This is a genomic window from Rhodococcus sp. MH15 (genome assembly GCF_019266045.1).
Classification (GTDB): Bacteria; Actinomycetota; Actinomycetes; order Mycobacteriales; family Mycobacteriaceae; genus Rhodococcus_F; species Rhodococcus_F qingshengii.
This window is the reverse complement of the sequence record NZ_LPNP01000061.1, coordinates 1,121,100-1,138,112: the sequence shown is the minus strand read 5'-3', so window position 1 is coordinate 1,138,112 and position 17,013 is coordinate 1,121,100. Positions and strand designations below refer to the sequence as shown.

At 64.0% G+C, this 17,013-nt stretch carries 19 protein-coding genes; 8 read left to right on the top strand and 11 right to left on the bottom strand.

Annotation, left to right across the window (positions count from 1 at the left end; all coding sequences use genetic code 11):
- Window positions 1-12 precede the first annotated feature (12 nt).
- From ATN37_RS13285 to sdhC, 4 genes are read right to left on the bottom strand one after another with little or no spacing between them, the layout of a single operon-like run.
- Window positions 13-780: a succinate dehydrogenase iron-sulfur subunit gene (locus tag ATN37_RS13285; protein ID WP_003940925.1), complete on the bottom strand. Its 768-nt coding sequence runs from the start codon at window positions 778-780 to the stop codon at window positions 13-15.
- Window positions 780-2,531, bottom strand: a complete 1,752-nt coding sequence (sdhA, locus tag ATN37_RS13280; protein ID WP_003941011.1) for a succinate dehydrogenase flavoprotein subunit — start codon at window positions 2,529-2,531, stop codon at window positions 780-782. Before sdhA ends, ATN37_RS13285 begins: the two co-directional genes overlap by 1 nt.
- A 15-nt stretch (window positions 2,532-2,546) precedes the next feature.
- Window positions 2,547-3,002, bottom strand: coding sequence for a succinate dehydrogenase hydrophobic membrane anchor subunit (locus ATN37_RS13275; protein ID WP_003940699.1), 456 nt, complete (start codon window positions 3,000-3,002; stop codon window positions 2,547-2,549).
- Between the two features lies 1 nt (window position 3,003).
- Window positions 3,004-3,408, bottom strand: a complete 405-nt coding sequence (gene sdhC / locus ATN37_RS13270; RefSeq protein ID WP_020969155.1) for a succinate dehydrogenase, cytochrome b556 subunit — start codon at window positions 3,406-3,408, stop codon at window positions 3,004-3,006.
- Window positions 3,409-3,661: 253 nt separating this feature from the next.
- Here sdhC and ATN37_RS13265 point away from each other — a divergent pair, with 253 nt between their 5' ends.
- The 3 genes from ATN37_RS13265 to ATN37_RS13255 are packed head-to-tail and all read left to right on the top strand — an operon-like array spanning window position 3,662 to window position 6,449.
- Window positions 3,662-4,066 carry a cytidine deaminase gene (locus ATN37_RS13265; protein ID WP_042449639.1) on the top strand — a complete coding sequence of 135 codons (405 nt, stop codon included), beginning with the start codon at window positions 3,662-3,664 and terminating at the stop codon, window positions 4,064-4,066.
- The gene (locus tag ATN37_RS13260) at window positions 4,059-5,354 is read left to right on the top strand and encodes a thymidine phosphorylase (protein ID WP_003940738.1); all 1,296 of its coding nucleotides are present in this window, start codon (window positions 4,059-4,061) and stop codon (window positions 5,352-5,354) included. The genes ATN37_RS13265 and ATN37_RS13260 overlap by 8 nt, the downstream gene beginning before the upstream one ends.
- A gap of 9 nt (window positions 5,355-5,363) precedes the next feature.
- On the top strand, window positions 5,364-6,449 hold the full coding sequence (locus ATN37_RS13255) for an adenosine deaminase (RefSeq protein WP_050654872.1): 1,086 nt from the start codon (window positions 5,364-5,366) through the stop codon (window positions 6,447-6,449).
- A gap of 15 nt (window positions 6,450-6,464) precedes the next feature.
- Here the strand turns inward: ATN37_RS13255 and ATN37_RS13250 are convergent, their stop codons facing one another.
- From ATN37_RS13250 to ATN37_RS13230, 5 genes are read right to left on the bottom strand one after another with little or no spacing between them, the layout of a single operon-like run.
- Entirely contained in the window at window positions 6,465-7,703 is a 1,239-nt protein-coding gene (locus tag ATN37_RS13250; protein ID WP_003940713.1) for a hypothetical protein, read from the bottom strand.
- Window positions 7,704-7,750: 47 nt separating this feature from the next.
- On the bottom strand, window positions 7,751-8,050 hold the full coding sequence (locus ATN37_RS13245) for a YbaB/EbfC family nucleoid-associated protein (RefSeq protein WP_007727324.1): 300 nt from the start codon (window positions 8,048-8,050) through the stop codon (window positions 7,751-7,753).
- Window positions 8,047-8,388, bottom strand: coding sequence for a hypothetical protein (locus ATN37_RS13240; protein WP_050654874.1), 342 nt, complete (start codon window positions 8,386-8,388; stop codon window positions 8,047-8,049). Before ATN37_RS13240 ends, ATN37_RS13245 begins: the two co-directional genes overlap by 4 nt.
- Before the next feature lie 9 nt (window positions 8,389-8,397).
- On the bottom strand, window positions 8,398-9,390 hold the full coding sequence (locus ATN37_RS13235) for a C40 family peptidase (protein ID WP_209448544.1): 993 nt from the start codon (window positions 9,388-9,390) through the stop codon (window positions 8,398-8,400).
- Window positions 9,387-9,701: a type VII secretion target gene (locus ATN37_RS13230; RefSeq protein ID WP_218695235.1), complete on the bottom strand. Its 315-nt coding sequence runs from the start codon at window positions 9,699-9,701 to the stop codon at window positions 9,387-9,389. Before ATN37_RS13230 ends, ATN37_RS13235 begins: the two co-directional genes overlap by 4 nt.
- Before the next feature lie 81 nt (window positions 9,702-9,782).
- On the opposite strand from ATN37_RS13230, the gene upp reads away from it, so the two are divergent.
- Window positions 9,783-10,406 carry a uracil phosphoribosyltransferase gene (gene upp, locus ATN37_RS13225; RefSeq protein ID WP_007727319.1) on the top strand — a complete coding sequence of 208 codons (624 nt, stop codon included), beginning with the start codon at window positions 9,783-9,785 and terminating at the stop codon, window positions 10,404-10,406.
- On the opposite strand, the gene ATN37_RS13220 is transcribed toward upp, so the two are convergent.
- Window positions 10,403-11,995, bottom strand: a complete 1,593-nt coding sequence (locus ATN37_RS13220; RefSeq protein ID WP_218695233.1) for a phospho-sugar mutase — start codon at window positions 11,993-11,995, stop codon at window positions 10,403-10,405. The genes upp and ATN37_RS13220 overlap by 4 nt on opposite strands.
- Complete coding sequence (locus ATN37_RS13215) at window positions 11,992-12,789, bottom strand: purine-nucleoside phosphorylase (RefSeq protein ID WP_064688923.1); 798 nt, start codon at window positions 12,787-12,789, stop codon at window positions 11,992-11,994. The genes ATN37_RS13220 and ATN37_RS13215 overlap by 4 nt, the downstream gene beginning before the upstream one ends.
- A gap of 67 nt (window positions 12,790-12,856) precedes the next feature.
- Between ATN37_RS13215 and ATN37_RS13210 the strand changes: the two genes are divergently transcribed.
- From ATN37_RS13210 to ATN37_RS13195, 4 genes are read left to right on the top strand one after another with little or no spacing between them, the layout of a single operon-like run.
- Window positions 12,857-13,555, top strand: coding sequence for an enoyl-CoA hydratase-related protein (locus tag ATN37_RS13210; protein ID WP_003940710.1), 699 nt, complete (start codon window positions 12,857-12,859; stop codon window positions 13,553-13,555).
- A 12-nt stretch (window positions 13,556-13,567) separates the two neighbouring features.
- The gene (locus ATN37_RS13205; RefSeq protein WP_083057788.1) at window positions 13,568-14,728 is read left to right on the top strand and encodes a M20 family metallopeptidase; all 1,161 of its coding nucleotides are present in this window, start codon (window positions 13,568-13,570) and stop codon (window positions 14,726-14,728) included.
- A complete protein-coding gene (locus ATN37_RS13200) occupies window positions 14,725-15,873 on the top strand; it encodes a M20 family metallopeptidase (protein ID WP_003940741.1) in 1,149 nt (382 codons plus the stop codon). Before ATN37_RS13205 ends, ATN37_RS13200 begins: the two co-directional genes overlap by 4 nt.
- A 55-nt stretch (window positions 15,874-15,928) precedes the next feature.
- Window positions 15,929-17,005: a hypothetical protein gene (locus tag ATN37_RS13195; RefSeq protein WP_030535059.1), complete on the top strand. Its 1,077-nt coding sequence runs from the start codon at window positions 15,929-15,931 to the stop codon at window positions 17,003-17,005.
- The last annotated feature ends 8 nt before the right edge of the window (window positions 17,006-17,013 follow it).

The following is a 17,013-nucleotide window of genomic DNA, read 5'->3' as shown; positions in this document are numbered from 1 at the left end:
CCGAAGGCCTGACTATCGAGCGAAGAGCAGTGCTCGCTTGACTTCCTGAATAGCCTTTGTCACCTGGATGCCGCGGGGGCACGCGTCGGTGCAGTTGAACGTGGTGCGGCAACGCCACACGCCGTCCTTGTCGTTCAGGATGTCGAGACGCTCGGAAGCGGCCTCGTCACGGCTGTCGAAGATGAACCGGTGTGCGTTCACGATGGCAGCGGGACCGAAGTAGCTGCCGTCGCTCCAGTACACGGGGCACGACGTGGTGCAGCATGCGCAGAGGATGCACTTGGTGGTGTCGTCGAAACGAGCACGGTCGTGCTGGCTCTGGATGCGCTCACGAGTGGGCTCGTTGCCACTGGTGATGAGGAACGGCTTCACGGCGCGGAATGCGTCGAAGAAGGGCTCCATGTCGACAACCAGGTCCTTCTCGACGGGCAGGCCCTTGATGGGCTCGACCGTGATGGTGACCGGCTTGCCGTCCTTGGGCAGCATGTCCTTCATCAGCAGCTTGCAGGCCAGACGGTTCACACCGTTGATCCGCATGGCGTCCGATCCACAGACACCGTGTGCGCAGCTGCGACGGAACGTGAGGGTGCCGTCGAGGTAACCCTTTACGTACAGCAGCAGGTTGAGCAGACGGTCGGTGGGCAGTGCCGGGACCTGGAAACTGTCCCAGTGCTGGCCCTCGCCCGATTCGGGATTCATCCGCGCGATCTTGAGAGTGACCATGACGGCCCCCTCGGGAACAGCGGGGAGTTTGGGTGCATCTACAGCAGGCGCAGACATCAGTACTTACGCTCCATCGGCTCGTAGCGGGTCTGGATCACCGGCTTGTAGTCCAGACGGATGTCGGAGAGCAGGCCGTCACCCTCCTTGTACGCCATCGTGTGCTTCATGTACTCGGCGTCGTTGCGATCCGGGAAGTCCTCGCGAGCGTGGCCGCCGCGCGATTCCTTGCGGTTGAGGGCGCCGACGACGGTGACCTCTGCCATTTCGAGGAGGAAGCCCAGCTCGATGGCCTCGAGCAGGTCGCTGTTGTAGCGCTTGCCCTTGTCCTGGACCGTGATGTGGTTGTAGCGCTCCTTGAGAGCACGCACATCCTTGAGAGCCTGGGTGAGGCGCTCTTCGGTGCGGAAGACGGAGGCGTTGTTGTCCATCGACTGCTGCAGCTCGGTGCGGATGTCCGCAACGCGCTCGTGGCCGTGATCGGACAGGATGACGCCGACCCAGTCTTCGACCATCGCGGCCGGGGTTTCCGGCATGTCGACGAACTCGGTGGAGTTCGCGTACTCGGCGGCAGCGATGCCGGCGCGACGGCCGAACACGTTGATGTCGAGGAGCGAGTTGGTACCGAGACGGTTTGCACCGTGTACGGAGACACAGGCGCATTCGCCGGCCGCGTACAGACCCTTGACGATCTCGTCGTTGTTGCGCAGCACCTCACCGTTGATCTTGGTGGGGATACCGCCCATGACGTAGTGGCACGTCGGGTAGACGGGCACGGGCTCCTTGACGGGGTCCACGCCGAGGTAGGTGCGCGAGAACTCCATGATGTCGGGGAGCTTCTCGTCGAGAACTTCCTCGGGGATGTGCGTCACGTCGATGTAGACGTAGTCCTTGTTCGGGCCGGCGCCGCGGCCTTCGAGAACCTCGAGGACCATCGAACGCGCCACGATGTCACGAGGAGCGAGGTCCTTGATGGTGGGTGCGTAACGCTCCATGAAGCGTTCACCATCGGCATTACGGAGAATGCCACCTTCACCGCGGACGGCTTCCGAGATCAGGATGCCGAGACCGGCGAGTCCTGTCGGGTGGAACTGGTGGAACTCCATGTCCTCGAGGGGCAGGCCCTTGCGGAAGATGATGCCCATGCCGTCACCGGTGAGGGTGTGCGCGTTGGACGTCGTCTTGTACATGCGTCCCGAGCCGCCGGTCGCGAAGACGATCGACTTGGCGTGGAAGATGTGCAGCTCGCCGGTCGAGAGCTCGTAGCAGATGACACCGGTGGCAACCGGGCCGTCCTCGGTCTCGGTGATGGCGATGTCGAGGGCGTAGAACTCGTTGAAGAACTCGACGTCGTGCTTGACGCAGTTCTGGTAGAGCGTCTGCAGGATCATGTGACCGGTGCGGTCGGCGGCGTAACACGCACGGCGGACGGGTGCCTTGCCGTGGTCGCGTGTGTGGCCACCGAATCGACGCTGGTCGATCTTGCCTTCGGGCGTGCGGTTGAACGGCAGACCCATCTTCTCGAGGTCGAGCACCGCATCGATGGCCTCCTTGGCCATGATCTCGACGGCGTCCTGGTCGGCGAGGTAGTCGCCGCCCTTGACGGTGTCGAAGGTGTGCCACTCCCAGTTGTCTTCCTCCACGTTCGCCAGTGCGGCACACATGCCGCCCTGGGCCGCGCCGGTGTGGCTGCGGGTGGGGTAGAGCTTGGTCAGTACGGCCGTGCGGGCACGGGGGCCAGCTTCGATTGCCGCACGCATGCCTGCGCCACCGGCGCCGACGATGACCACGTCATAACGATGTTCCTGCATGAAGTCTGTGCTCCCCTAGCTCGCCGAGATATTGGGGTCGAAGGTGAAGATGACGTACGTGCCCAGGCCCATGATCAGGATCATCGAGAGAACGAGGATCGTGGTCAGCCAGAAGCGCGTGGAGTCCTTGCGGGAGTAGTCCGCGATGACCGTGCGCAGACCGTTACCGCCGTGCAGCTGTGCCAGCCACAACATCGTCAGATCCCAGAACTGCCAGAACGGGCTGGACCAGCGACCTGCGACGAACGCGAAGTTCAGACGGTGAACGCCACCGTCGAGCATCAGCATGATGAACATGTGGCCCAGGACCAGAACGATCAGGGCGACGCCGGAGAAGCGCATGAACAGCCATGCGTACAACTCGAAGTTGTTCCGAGCCTTCGCGCGCGGGGACCGCGGGTTGTCCAGGCTTGCGGGACGGTCGTATGAGGTGCCCAGGCTCTTGGCTTCGGGTCCGTGAGTAGTCGCCATGTCAGTGCTCCGCAAACATGTTGATGAGGATGCGTCCGGCGCCTGGGATCATCACCAGGAACCAGATCGTCAGAATGGTCCAGAGCATGACGCGCTGGTACTTCGGGCCCTTCGACCAGAAGTCCACCAACATCACGCGCACGCCGTTGAGGGCGTGGTAGAGGACTACGCCGACGAGGCCGATCTCCATGAGGCCGACGAGGGGGTTCTTGTACGTGTCGATGACGGCGTCGTACGTATCGGGATTGACCCGAACGAGTGCCGTATCGAGAACGTGTACGAATAGGAAGAAGAAAGTAGCGACGCCTGTGATCCGGTGTAGAACCCAGGACCACATTCCGGGGTCGCCCCGGTAAAGCGACCTCGTGCGCTCCTTCTGAGGAGCGGCTTCAGTCGTAGTACTCATCGAGTGCTGTGCCTCCAACGTCATTGGTGGACGCGTCGAGCCTGCAGAGAGCTTCGATGTACCTCAGCCCGGGCTCGACGGGATCCTGAACCGACTTGACTCAGACTCTAAACCTATGTGAAACCGGGAACTAATCAGATGCGGGATTCGTACGCGTACCAAACTCTTTGTAAGGTTTGCCTTTCCAATCTCGCCGAGACTGTTTCGGCGTGGTTTCTGCATCCATTCAGTCGGCGTGATTGGATAACGAACCATGGGCGACATCGACTGGAAGTTGTTGCGGCACAACGCGCAAGTGGTCATGCGGCAGGCTTATGCACCGTACTCGGGCTATGCAGTGGGTGCAGCTGCCCTGGTAGACGATGGTCGGATCGTCTCAGGATGCAATGTGGAAAATGTCTCATACGGTTTGAGCCTGTGTGCCGAATGTGGACTCGTCGGTAACTTGGCCGCCACCGGGGGCGGGCGGCTGATTGCCTTCACGTGCTGCGACGCGAAGGGCTCGATTCTGATGCCGTGCGGCCGGTGCAGACAGCTTCTCCTCGAGCACGGCGGGGGTGAGATGCTTGTCGACACGAGCAGTGGGTTCAAGCCGCTGAGCGAGCTGTTGCCTGATGCTTTCGGGCCGGAACAAGCAGAGGGGCTCCGCCATGTTTGACGCAGTTTCCATCATCGGCGCCAAGCGTGACGGCCGCGAGCTGTCGGGAACCGAGATCGACTGGATAGTTCAGGCGTTCACACAGGGGATCGTCGGTGACGAGCAGATGTCGGCGCTCGCGATGGCGATCTACTTCCGCGGAATGTCGCGAGCAGAGACCGGTCGATGGACCGAGGCGATGATCGAATCCGGCGGGAGGATGGACTTTTCGGACTTGCCGCTGCCCACCGTCGACAAGCATTCGACCGGTGGAGTGGGGGACAAGATCACCCTTCCGCTTGCACCCCTCGTCGCTGCCTGTGGTCTTGCAGTCCCGCAGTTGTCGGGCCGCGGACTCGGCCACACCGGTGGAACTCTCGACAAGCTCGAGGCCATTCCAGGTTGGCGAGCCGAGCTCACGGCGACGGAGATGGTCGACATTCTCTCGGACCCGAAAATCGGCGCGGTGATCTGCGCTGCCGGAGCGAATCTGGCCCCCGCGGACAAGAAGCTCTACGCGCTGCGCGACGTGACCGGAACGGTGGAATCCATTCCGCTGATCGCAAGTTCGATCATGAGCAAGAAGATTGCCGAGGGAACCGGCGCCCTGGTGCTCGACGTCAAGGTCGGTTCCGGAGCGTTCATGAAGGACCTCGGCGACGCGCGAGAGTTGGCACGCACGATGGTCGAGCTTGGCAACGACGCCGGCGTGCGTACAAGCGCTCTCATCACCGGGATGGACACCCCGCTCGGATTGACGGCGGGCAACGCCCTCGAGGTACGTGAATCCGTCGAGGTGCTGGCAGGCGGCGGGCCGTCGGACGTCGTCGAGCTGACCCTGGTCCTGGCTCGGGAGATGCTGTCAGCGGCTGGGATCGACGGTATCGACCCCGCCGACAAACTGGCCGACGGCACGGCAATGGACCGGTGGCGCGCGATGATCGCCGCCCAAGGTGGGGACCCACACGCGACGCTGCCGGTGGCCCGGCACAGCGACGTCGTCACCGCGGACCGAGACGGCGTACTGACCCGACTCGACGCCATGGCGGTGGGCATCGCGGCCTGGAAACTGGGAGCCGGACGCGAACGGCAGGGCGAAGCCGTTCAGGCCGGTGCCGGCATCGAGATGCATGCAAAGCCTGGCGACGTGGTCCGTGCCGGGCAGAAGCTGATGACACTGCACACCGACACTCCCGAGAGATTTGATGCAGCGCGACGAAGCCTCGGCGGTGGATGGTCGATCGGGACCGATTCCGACACCGTTTCGCGACCGTTGCTCATCGAGCGAATTGTGGGTGATTCGCGTTAGCGTTGGCGAATGAACGCACCGGAGTTGACCACGATCCGCAGCGCACCCAAAGTTCTTCTCCACGATCATCTCGACGGAGGACTCCGACCCGAGACCGTTCTCGAACTGGCCGAGCAATGTGGCTACGACGAGCTGCCGGCGAATACGGCATCCGAACTGGCGCAATGGTTCCGAACTGCCGCTGACAGTGGATCGCTCGAGCTCTACCTCGAAACGTTCGCGCACACAGTCGCCGTGATGCAGACCCCCGAAGGGCTTGCACGGGTGGCACGTGAGTGTGCCGAGGATCTGGCCGACGACAACGTCGTCTATGCCGAGGTCCGTTTTGCGCCCGAGCAGCACCTGGAACAAGGCCTGAGTTTGGACGAGGTCGTCGAGCACGTTCTCGAAGGTTTCCGGGCCGGCGAATCCGCTGCCAGGGTCGCGGGACGGGAGATCCGCATCGGCTGTCTTCTCACGGCGATGAGGCATGCCGCGCGGTCGCGGGAGATCGCCGAACTCGCGGTGCGATTCCGGGACCGCGGGGTTGTCGGGTTCGACATCGCCGGTGCCGAGGCCGGTAACCCACCGAGCCGGCACCTCGATGCTTTCGAGTACATGCGTGATGCGAACGCTCACTTCACGATTCACGCGGGTGAGGCTTTCGGGTTGCCGTCGATCCACGAAGCCATCGCCTTCTGCGGAGCGGATCGGTTGGGCCACGGCGTGCGGATCGTGGACGACATCGACGTAGGAGTGCAAGGTGGGGCAGAGTTGGGTCGGCTCGCGAACTACGTCCGTGACATGCGCATTCCCCTGGAACTGTGCCCGAGTTCGAACGTGCAGACCGGGGCCGTAGCCGCCCTGGCGGACCATCCGTTCGGACTCTTGGCGGACTTGCGCTTCCGAGTGACCGTCAACACCGACAACAGGCTGATGAGCGACACCACCATGAGTCGGGAAATGGCCGCGTTGGTCGAGACCTTCGGTTACGGATGGACCGATCTCGAACGCTTCACCATCAACGCGATGAAGTCGGCCTTCATCCCGTTCGACGAGCGCCTCGCGTTGATCGACGACGTCATCAAGCCGGGCTACGCCGTGCTCATCGGCTAGATGACGTGCGCCCGACTACTCAGATCGAAGCCGGGCCTCGAACTCGCGTTCGAGTTCGCGCCAGGCCTCGGATTCCTTGGTGAACGGCGCACTCGGAGCCATCCGCGACGGATCGGGGTTGAGGAGGTACGAGACGTACCAACCCAGCTCGTTCGACGCGGACAGAGCCTCCTCGGTGGAGTCGTCGTCGGCGAAATCTGCTGCATCGGTGAACAATTCGACTGCGAGTTCCAGCTGCTCGGCATCTACGACGTCCGGGCCCTGGGCGAGGTCGTCGGCGATACCGGGCAGAACGTAGACGTTCTCGTCCGTGACCTCGATTTCGAGTGAACCGTCGACGGCCGCATTCTGAATTTCGCCGTACGTACTGACCTGCGAGAGATCGTGTTCGTGGTTGTCGGCGAGGTAGCGAGCGAGTGCGCGCTCGCTACGGAAGACGGTGATCAGTCCGTCCTTGCCGAGGAAGATCGCCTGATCTCCCATGTAGCAGCGCAGAGTGTAGAACGTCTCGGCCGAGGTGATGATGCGGATCGGGTCGACACCGACCTCACCCCAGAAGGTCTCGACTTCGTCTTCGTCCTCTTCGAGGTCGTCTTCGTCGAATTCCTCGTCCTCGCCCTCCTCGGCGACATCGTCGGCGTCGACGGTGTTCTCGGCGGCAGCGAGCAGTTCAGCTTCGGCGACCGCCACAGCAGCTGCATCGACCTTCGGGGAGGTGACCACCTTGTCGATGGCGTCGAGAACGGCGTCCCAGTCCTTGACGATCGCAGCGCCGACCTGGTCCCACAGCTCCAGGCCTTCGCGGCCTTCGAAGGTGCCGGCGCCGGTGGCAAGCGCGCCGAGTACCGGATGGCCGCTGAAGAAGCGGATGACCGCGTCGAGTTCGCACACCTCACCGATGTTGCGAGCCATGTTCAGGGTGTCTTCGAGTTCCGAGACCACCAGTGCCTCAGGGTCACCTGCGGCCAGTTCCGGCACGCCGACGAAGTCGAACGTGAAGTTCTCTTCCGGTTCCAACTCGGCTGCCGACAGTCCGGAGACGACGGCCCACGCCGGATGCTCGACCAGGTCGTTGTCGGAGTCCGTTCGGATGAAGGCCGCGAGTTCCGCGACGGAGGAGAACCCGTAGAGGTCTTCCTCATGGCCGAGAAACGCTTCCCACTCGTCGTCGCCCTCGCGCCAGCGGGGTGCCCACAAAGTGACGAGGTCTCCGTCGGTGAGTCCGATTTCGATAGGGACGATGTCTCCAGCCATGGGCGGAAGCCTATCCACCGCAGCGCGAAAGGCATAGCGGGGGTTCGTCACGTTTGTTTCAGGGCTACTCGGAGCTCACTGACCAGTCGCTCGCGTTCGTCGTTGGACTGTTGAACTGCCTGGTGAATCGTGGCCACCGTCAATGCGGCCACCGTCTGAGAATTCATCGCGGTGATTGCGTCGGTGATCCGTAGGTCGACCAGAGCGCCCAGCCCGTCGACAGTCGCCGTGACTATCCCACCCTCGCTCGAGACGACTACCCGCAGAGCGCCGACCCCGTCGACGGCGTCCTGCAAGAGTCCCGTCCGGTGTTTCGCCAGCTCCATGATTCGATCAATCTCGCTCATATCGAACGCATCCAGCTCGACGGAAGGTTCTGGCCCTCGGCGGCGTCGACATCGGCCAGTTCGTCTCGGGTCGGGAGACCGAGCCGATCGAGGATCGCTGCCGGGACTCCGGTCTCCTCGAGCTCCACACGATGGCGGGCGCCGGCTTCGATTGCTGCATGTGAGCACAGCGTGAGTATCTGCTGCGCCAACCGCTGCCCGCCGTACCGCAGTTCGTCCTGGCTGATCCTCAGGTCCACGGGCACGGCGTGCTCCGTGGCACGGACCGCGATGGTTCCGTTGCGGTTGACGGCTACGGCTGTGATGATCGGCGGTGATTCGCGCTTGTTCTCGGGCATGATTCCCTGTCATTCCGTCGGACGGTAGAAGCCGTGAAAGCCCATGCCGCTGTTCGTGGTTCGGATGGCGCTGATCTCGACAGGATCGCCGGCTTCGACCATCTGACCGTTGCCGATCACCATGGCGACGTGTCCGTCCCAGACCGCGAGGTCGCCCGGCATCAGATTGTTCTGATCGACCTGGTTCCCGATTCCCTGTTCCTGAGCCAACCTCGGAATATCGACTCCGGCCTGGCCGTACGCCCATTGCGTCAGACCACTGCAGTCCAGACCGACTCCGGGTGTCGTGCCTCCCCAGGCGTACGGGACACCCTGTTGAGTGAGCGCGTTGCGTACGGCAGCAGCGGCCTCGGCGTTCGGTGCGGTGGCAATCGAGCCGTCGGGAAGTTCGACCTCAACGCCACCGACGGAACCGGAACCACTTGCGGAACCGGAACCACTTGCGGAACCGGAACCACCCGCCGACTCGGAGACCCCAGGTGCGGGATCGGGTATCGGGACGGACGGGACGAGTGCGGACATCTTGTCGGTCGACCCGGCCAACTCACCGCGTACCCGCTCGATAACCGATACCGCGCGTCCGAGGTGCTCCAACGCGGCCGACAACAACATCAATTGGCCCGTCGGTGTCATCAGCGTCGGCCCGGCCTTGATCGCGAGTGTCAGAAAGGACTGGAGAATCTCACCGAGTTCGGTCATTCCCGCGTACACGGACGTTGTCGCTTCGTCCACGACGCCGGCGATGTCGCTTCCGCGATCGGCGAGGTTTCGCGTCGACGTCTGCGTCTGCTCGGTTTTGGTCACCGCAGCAGTGAGGGCAGTCGACGAACTCTGAGAGGACGCCAGTTCGCTCAGTGCCGCGCTTCCCAGTTGGTAGGCGATCTCGAGGGCGTCCGTGGCGATTCGGATGCCGACGTCGGGTCCATTTGTGCTGGGGACACCAGTCCCGACAGTGTCGACCAGATCGATGATCGGTCGTGCGAGTGCGTCGACGTCGATCATGAGCGTGCGGCTTCGGTGAGAGCCCTTCGTACCGATTCCTCGGAGTCGAGATAGACGGCATGAGCGTCGAGGGCGGCCGACCGGACACTGGAAATAACAGTGGACAGTCGATCGATGTCGTCGATGTGCGCTTGTTGTGCCCGGCCCGCGACGCCGACGAAGTCGCCGCCGATCAGCCCGAGCACAGCGGACAGAGCCATGTGATCGCCACCCGCTGCGTCCTGTCGAGCTTGCGCGACGTTGTCGGCAACAGTGCCCAACCGCCTGGCGAACTCCGCGATGCTTTCAGCGTCCAGATCCAGATTTGTCAACTTGTCTTCCCCCCGTTGCGCTTACTCCTTCTTGGACGCCGCGCGGGGTGCTCCGGTTCCCGAGGAACTATTCTGATGGTCATGCAAACGCACGTAGTCGACCATCCGCTCGCGGCGGCCCTCTTGACGACAATGCGTGATGCACGCAGTGAGAACGCAACTTTTCGTTCCGCACTTCGCAGGCTCACGCACATGCTGGTCTACGAGGCCATGCGTGACGCGGAGGTCGAGGAATTTCCGGTCGACACCCCGGTAGCAGCGACGACGGGCATCCGGCTCGCGAAGCCGCCGTTGTTGGTACCGGTGCTGCGGGCCGGTCTGGGCATGGTCGAACAGGCGAGTGCGCTGATTCCGTCGGCCGGCGTCGGCTTTGTCGGAATGGCACGTGACGAAGAGACTCATCAGCCGGTTCCGTACCTCGAATCCCTGCCGGCGGATCTGTCCGGGATCCCGGTGTTCGTGCTCGATCCGATGCTCGCCACCGGTGGTTCGATGGTGCACACCATCGACTTGCTGGTTGCGCGTGGCGCGACGGATGTCACGGCAGTGTGCGTCGTGGCCGCTCCGGCCGGCGTCGACGCGCTGGCAGCGTCCGGCCACCCGGTTCGTCTGGTCATCGCGAGCATCGATGACGGACTCGACGAGAACGCTTTCATCGTCCCCGGTCTCGGTGACGCCGGCGATCGGCAGTTCGGACCCCGCTAGAGCGAAAGGGCGAAGGTTCGGAGTTCGGCGAGCCGGGCCTTCGCCGGCTCTACTGCGTTCGCGAGGTCGTCGCGGTTCGCCACCGGGACGACAACTTCGAGATAGCACTTGAGCTTGGGCTCGGTTCCGGACGGTCGCACCACCACGCGGATCGACGGTCCGTCGAATATCACTGCGTCCGTGCGCATACCACCGCGAACCTCGGCCAAGTCCTCGACGGTGACCGGCTCGCCCGCGAGTTGGCTTGGCGGATCGGCGCGTAGTCGTTTCATCATTTCGGCGATGTCGCTCGAATCCTCGACGCGGCGGGATACTTGGTCCCCACGATGCAGTCCGAATTCGACGGCATAGTCGCCCAGAACGTCCAGCAGGGTTCTGTTGCTGACCGCGAGGGTGGCAGCCAAGTCGGCCACCAGCACGGCAGCCGAGATTCCGTCCTTGTCCCGCACCACATCCGGATCGACGCAGTGCCCGATCGCTTCCTCGTAGGCGTAGACGAGTCCGTCGCCGGCACGCGTGAGCCACTTGAAACCGGTGAGTGTCTGCGCAAACCTGGCTCCGCGGGCTTTCGCCAACTTCGAGAGCAGGGTCGAGGAGACGATCGTCGTCGCCACCAACGAATCTTCGGGCGCCGTGCTCAGTACGTGGTCGGCCAGGAGCACCCCGGTTTCGTCGCCGCGCAACATGCGCCACTGATCACCGTCGCGAACTCCGACGGCGCAGCGGTCGGCATCCGGGTCGAGTGCGATCGCCAGATCCGCGTCGACACGTCGGGCAAGGGCGAGCAGGCGGTCTGCGGCGCCGGGCTCTTCGGGATTGGGGAACTCGACGGTCGGAAACGTGGGGTCGGGATCGAACTGCTCCGCCACGACGTGCAGGTCCTCGAATCCTGCTGCTCGCAGAGCCGCGGTCGCAGTCTCACCCCCGACGCCGTGCATTGCCGTGAGCGCAATCCGGATCGAGCGGGCGTCGCCGTGAGGGAGGGTCGCGATGCGGGCGATGTACTGCTCGACCAGAGAATCGTCGGCCGGAATCACCGATGCTCGCGCGACGTCGGCGGCACTACCGATGCGAGCGATCTCGCTCTCGATTTCACGATCGGCGGGGGAGACGAGTTGCGCTCCGCCCGAGAGATACACCTTGTAACCGTTGTCGGCGGCAGGATTGTGGGAGGCGGTGATCTGGATACCTGCCGCTGCCCCGAGCCTGCGCACCGCGAACGCCACCAGCGGTGTCGGCAGTGGGCGGGGGAGCAGGGTCACTTCGAACCCGGCGGCTGCCATGACCTCGGCGGCGGCCAGAGCAAATGCCTCTGAACCGAGCCGGGCGTCGCGGCCGACCACAACGCGGGACCCGCCCTGGCAGCGAGCTGTCAGCCAGGCCGCCAGACCGGCCGTGGTCCGGATGACGACCGCGAGGTTCATTCCGTTGGGTCCGCCGCGCACCGGCCCGCGAAGCCCAGCAGTGCCGAACGTCAGTGGTGCGGAAAAGCGTTCGGTCAGTTCATGTTCCGAAAGGGCTGCTAATTCTGCGCGGGTAACCGGGTCCGGATCGGCGTCGATCCACTCTGTGACGTTCAGTGGTGTCACAGCTGCTCGACCAGTTGACGCAGCAGCACTCCCATCCGGGCCGCCGAGGCTTTGCCTGCCGCCAGCACCTCCTGATGGTCCAGTGGGGCGCCCGTGATTCCGGCGGCCAGATTGGTGACCATGGAGATGCCGAGAACGCGGGCGCCGAGCGCGCGGGCCGCGATGGTCTCGTGAACCGTCGACATGCCGACCAGATCGGCGCCGAGTGTACGAAGCATTCGAATCTCGGCCGGAGTCTCGTAATGCGGACCGGGAAGCCCGGCGTAAACACCCTCGGCAAGGTCCGGGTCGATCGAGCGAGCCAGCGCACGCAGTTCCGGCGAGTAGGCGTCGACCAGGTCGACGAACTCTGCGCCGACGAGGGGAGAGCGGGCCGTCAGGTTCAGGTGGTCACTGATCAGCACTGGTTGTCCCACTGCGTAGTCCTCGCGGATACCGCCGGCCGCATTGGTGAGGATGACGGTGTCGGCGCCGGCAGCAATGGCTGTCCGGACCGGGTGGACGACGGTGGCGAGATCGTGGCCCTCGTATGCGTGCGCGCGCCCGAGCAGCAGCAGGACTTCGGTGTTTCCGACGCGCACCGAACGAATGGTGCCCGCATGGCCGAGAGCGGACGGTGGGGCGAAGCCAGGAAGATCCGCCATCGAGACTTCGGCTGTCACGTCCGCACCGGCGTCGCCGAACACGTCTGCGGCATCGGTCCACCCCGACCCGAGCACGATGGCGACTGACGGTGACGAAGAGCCAGTCATGGCGGACAGAGCAGCGGCGGCGGCCTCGGCGATCGTTCCCATGTGAGCAACCCTACTGAGGAGTCGGGTCGGTTCGCCGGGTGAGTTGGCGGGCGTTACTCTCCCATCCATGCCTTATCTCGAACGCGACGGCGACGTATTCATCCTGTACCTCGGCAACGAGGGCGAAACGGACAACGAGAACCGCTTCGGCCCTGAGTGGATCGACGCTGTTCACAGCAAGTTGGACGAGGTCGAAGCGCACGAGGGGCCCGCAGCCCTGGTGACGACGGCGACGGGCAAGTTCTACACGAACGGCCTGGACACGACGTGGATCTTCGGCAATCTCGACGGTCTCCCCGGCTACCTGGACAAGGTCCACACCATCTACAGCCGTTTGCTGACCTTCCCGATGGCCACGGTCGCGGCCGTGCAGGGGCACGCGTTCGGCGCCGGCGCCATGCTCGCGTCCTCGCACGATTTCCAGATCATGCGCGCGGACCGCGGCTTCTACTGCCTGCCCGAGGTGGGACTGAACATGCCGTTCACTGTCGGGATGTCTGCACTGCTGAACAGTCGTCTGCCCAAGCAGACGGCAGTCGATGCCATGACGACGGGGCGTCGCTTCGGCGGCGCCGACGCACTCGCTGCCGGCATCGTGCAGGAAACGGTCGACGGCGACGGAGTACTCGCCGCTGCTGTGGCCAAGGCGTCGGCACTGACGTCGACTCACGGCAAGAACTTGGCGGGAATCAAGGCAGGCATCCACCGCGATGCTCTTGCAGACCTCGCTCAGGTGACTGACAAGAGCAACTTCTCCTTCGGGTGAGACAATGATCGCGTGAACCAGAATGTCGACAGCGCAGTCAGGTCCGTAGAGGCCGATCTGATCGCGCTGTCGCATTCGATTCACAGCGACCCGGAACTCGCCTTCGAGGAGTTCCGCAGCGCTGCCAAAGTGTCGGACCTGCTGGCGCAGCACGGTTTCGCGGTCACTCGCGGGATCGTCGATCTGCCGACAGCTTTCGATGCCACCTACGGCAGCGGAGAGTTGGTCATCGCGATCTGCGCCGAGTACGACGCGCTGCCCGAGATCGGTCATGCCTGTGGGCACAACATCATTGCCGCCGCCGCGGTCGGGGCCGGCATCGCGTTGGCTACCGTGGCCGACGAACTGGGGATCACCATCCGAGTGATCGGTACTCCGGCTGAGGAAACCGGTGGCGGCAAGGTCCTGATGCTCGAGCGTGGTGCCTTCGACGGCGTCGGCGCCGCCATGATGGTTCATCCAGGGCCGATCGACATCATCGGTGCGACCTCGCTGGCCTTGGCGGACATCGCCGTGAGCTATCACGGTCGCGAGGCGCATGCGTCTGCTGCGCCGGAATTCGGGCGTAACGCCGCCGACGCAGCGACGCTCGCTCAGGTGGCGGTCGGACTGTTGCGTCAGCACCTGCAGCCAGGTCAGCAGATTCACGGAATCGTCAGTGACGGCGGCACGGCTCCCAACATCGTTCCGGCTCGGTCCGAATTGCTCTACTACCTGCGTGCCGAAACGGCCGCGTCGTTGGCCAATCTGTCCGAGCGTGCCGACGCGTGCTTCGCCTCGGGTGCACTCGGCACCGGGTGCACCCACGAAATCCGCACGGTATCGCCTACTTACACCGAGTTGACCCCCGATCCGTGGCTGGCGGCGGCGTACCGTGAACAGATCGTCGATCTCGGGCGGGTGCCACTGGCAGCGGAATGGGAGCGCTCCCGTCCACTGGGTAGTACGGATATGGGTAATGTGACCAATGTGATTCCGGGAATTCACCCGGTCATAGGCTTGGATTCATCGGGGGCAGTGACACATCAGCCGGAGTTCGCGGCTGCGTGTATCACCACCTCCGCAGATCGAGCGGTAGTCGACGGTGCAATTGCGTTGGCCCGCACTGCTGTCCGGGTAGCGTCCGATCCAGAACAACGCGCCCGTCTGTTGGAAGGGGTAGATCGCCGGTGAACGCGGCAATCGACACGTGGATTCACGCGCACACCGACGACCTCGTCGCGTGGCGTCGACACATCCATGCCAACCCGGAGTTGGCTCGCCGCGAATACGCGACCACCGAATTCGTCGCCACCCGCCTCACTGCCGCTGGATTGTCGCCGAAGATCCTTCCCGGTGGCACCGGTCTCACGTGCGATATCGGACCGGAGGGTCCACGAATCGCACTGCGCGCCGACATGGACGCTTTGCCGATGCAGGAAGCGACCGGGGCGACGTACTCGTCCACGGTCCCCGGTGTGTCCCATGCATGCGGGCACGACGCCCACACCACCATCTTGCTCGGCGCCGGACTGGCTCTGGCCACGCTGCCCGAACTTCCCGTCGGGGTTCGGCTGATATTCCAGCCCGCCGAGGAAGTCATGCCTGGCGGAGCACTCGACGTCATCGCCGCGGGCGCGCTCGACGGTGTGTCCAGAATCTTTGCTCTGCACTGCGATCCGCGACTCGAGGCAGGCCAGGTCGGAATGCGCCTGGGCGCGATCACCTCTGCTGCCGACACGATCGAGGTCGTCCTCGACTCTCCGGGTGGGCACACGTCGCGGCCGCATTTGACCACGGATCTGATCTACGCGCTCGGCACCGTCGTGACCGGGCTGCCGGGAATGCTCAGCCGTCGTATCGATCCGCGTACCGGAACCGTCATGGTGTGGGGCGCGGTCAGCGCAGGTCAGGCGCCCAACGCGATTCCGCAGACCGGCATGATGACGGGCACGGTACGTACCGGCGATCACGACACCTGGGAGTTGCTCGAACCGCTCGTGGAAGAAATCGTCCACGGACTACTCGCACCCACCGGAGTTCGCTACCAACTCAACTATCGTCGCGGAGTGCCTCCGGTCGTCAACGACGAGGTGTCCACTCGGATGTTCGAGGACGCCATCGCGACCGTCGGACAAGATGCTTTGGCGGACACCCCGCAATCCGGTGGTGGCGAAGACTTTTCGTGGTACCTCGAAACCGTGCCGGGTGCCATGGCGCGGCTCGGCGTGTGGTCGGGTGAGGGCGATCAGCTCGACATCCACCAACCCACTTTCGATCTCGACGAGCGAGCACTCGGCGTCGGTGTGAAGGTTCTGACGAGCCTGGTTCTGGGATAGTTCCGGTTCCCGTCGGGGGTACCGTTTTTCGTGTCGTTCGAGTGAAGGTACGGGCATGTCCATAGGTGTGGGAGTGCGAATCGGCACATTGGTGTCGACGGCTGTCGTTGCGTCGAACGATCCGGGTTCGGCCGATCCGGTGGTATTGGTTCGGGACACGATCCTCAATCAACGCAAGGACGGAACGACGGTGCTCGGTGGCACCGAGCAACTGGGTGCCGGCCGTGAGTTCGCCGAGAGCTGGTCGGGCTTTGTCGGTCGCGTCGGGGACCCGAGTGGCGTCGCGGGAACTGCCGATACTCGTTACCGCGCCGAGGATTTGGTGGCGACCTCGATTCGCTGTCTGTTGCAGGAATGCGAGCCGCTGCCCGATCGTGGTGGTCGAAGCGGGGGAGCGCCCGACATCGTCGCGACCTACCCGTCACGCTGGGACTCGTCGACGGCGGCCCTCATGCAGGATTCGCTGGTCTACGCGGGCCTCGAACGGGTCACACTCGTCTCGGATGCCGAGGCCGTGTCGGCGTGGTTCGAGTCGGAAATCGCGGCACTCGCCGGCACGCTCATCGGCATCTATCACGTGGACGACACCGGGGCAGCGGTCACCCTCGTGCGTTCTGGTGTCGCGGCCGGCCGTGCATTCGGCTTTGCCGGCGACGGGAGTTCGCCGAGTTCACGCCTCGCGACGGCTCTGGGTGCGTTCGGTTGGATGCCGGAGAACCTGGACGCCGTAGTCGTCACCGGTGACGGCGAACCGGCGACAGACAAAGCGGCCATGATGTCCATAGCGGCCGGGATTGCCGAAAAGCTCGGTGTCAGATGTGAACTCGGTCCCGGACCTGAGCAGTCGGCTGCGCTGGGAGCCGCAATTCTGGCTGCCGGATTCACCTCGACGTCGCACACTATCGTGCCGATCGGATTGCCGCCTTCACACGACGTGACCGAGGTGTTCGACACCCTGGGACGCGAGAAGGTGGCGGCAGAAACCGCTGCCGGGGTGGCGACCGCCGAGCCGGAAACTGCAGTTGTCGCAGGCGAATCGGAGTCGCGCGGTTCCAAGCGTGTGCTCATCGGCGTGACGGTTGTGGTGGTGCTCGCAGCACTGGCAGTGCTCGCGTATTTCCTGCTGCTTTGAGCAGGGCA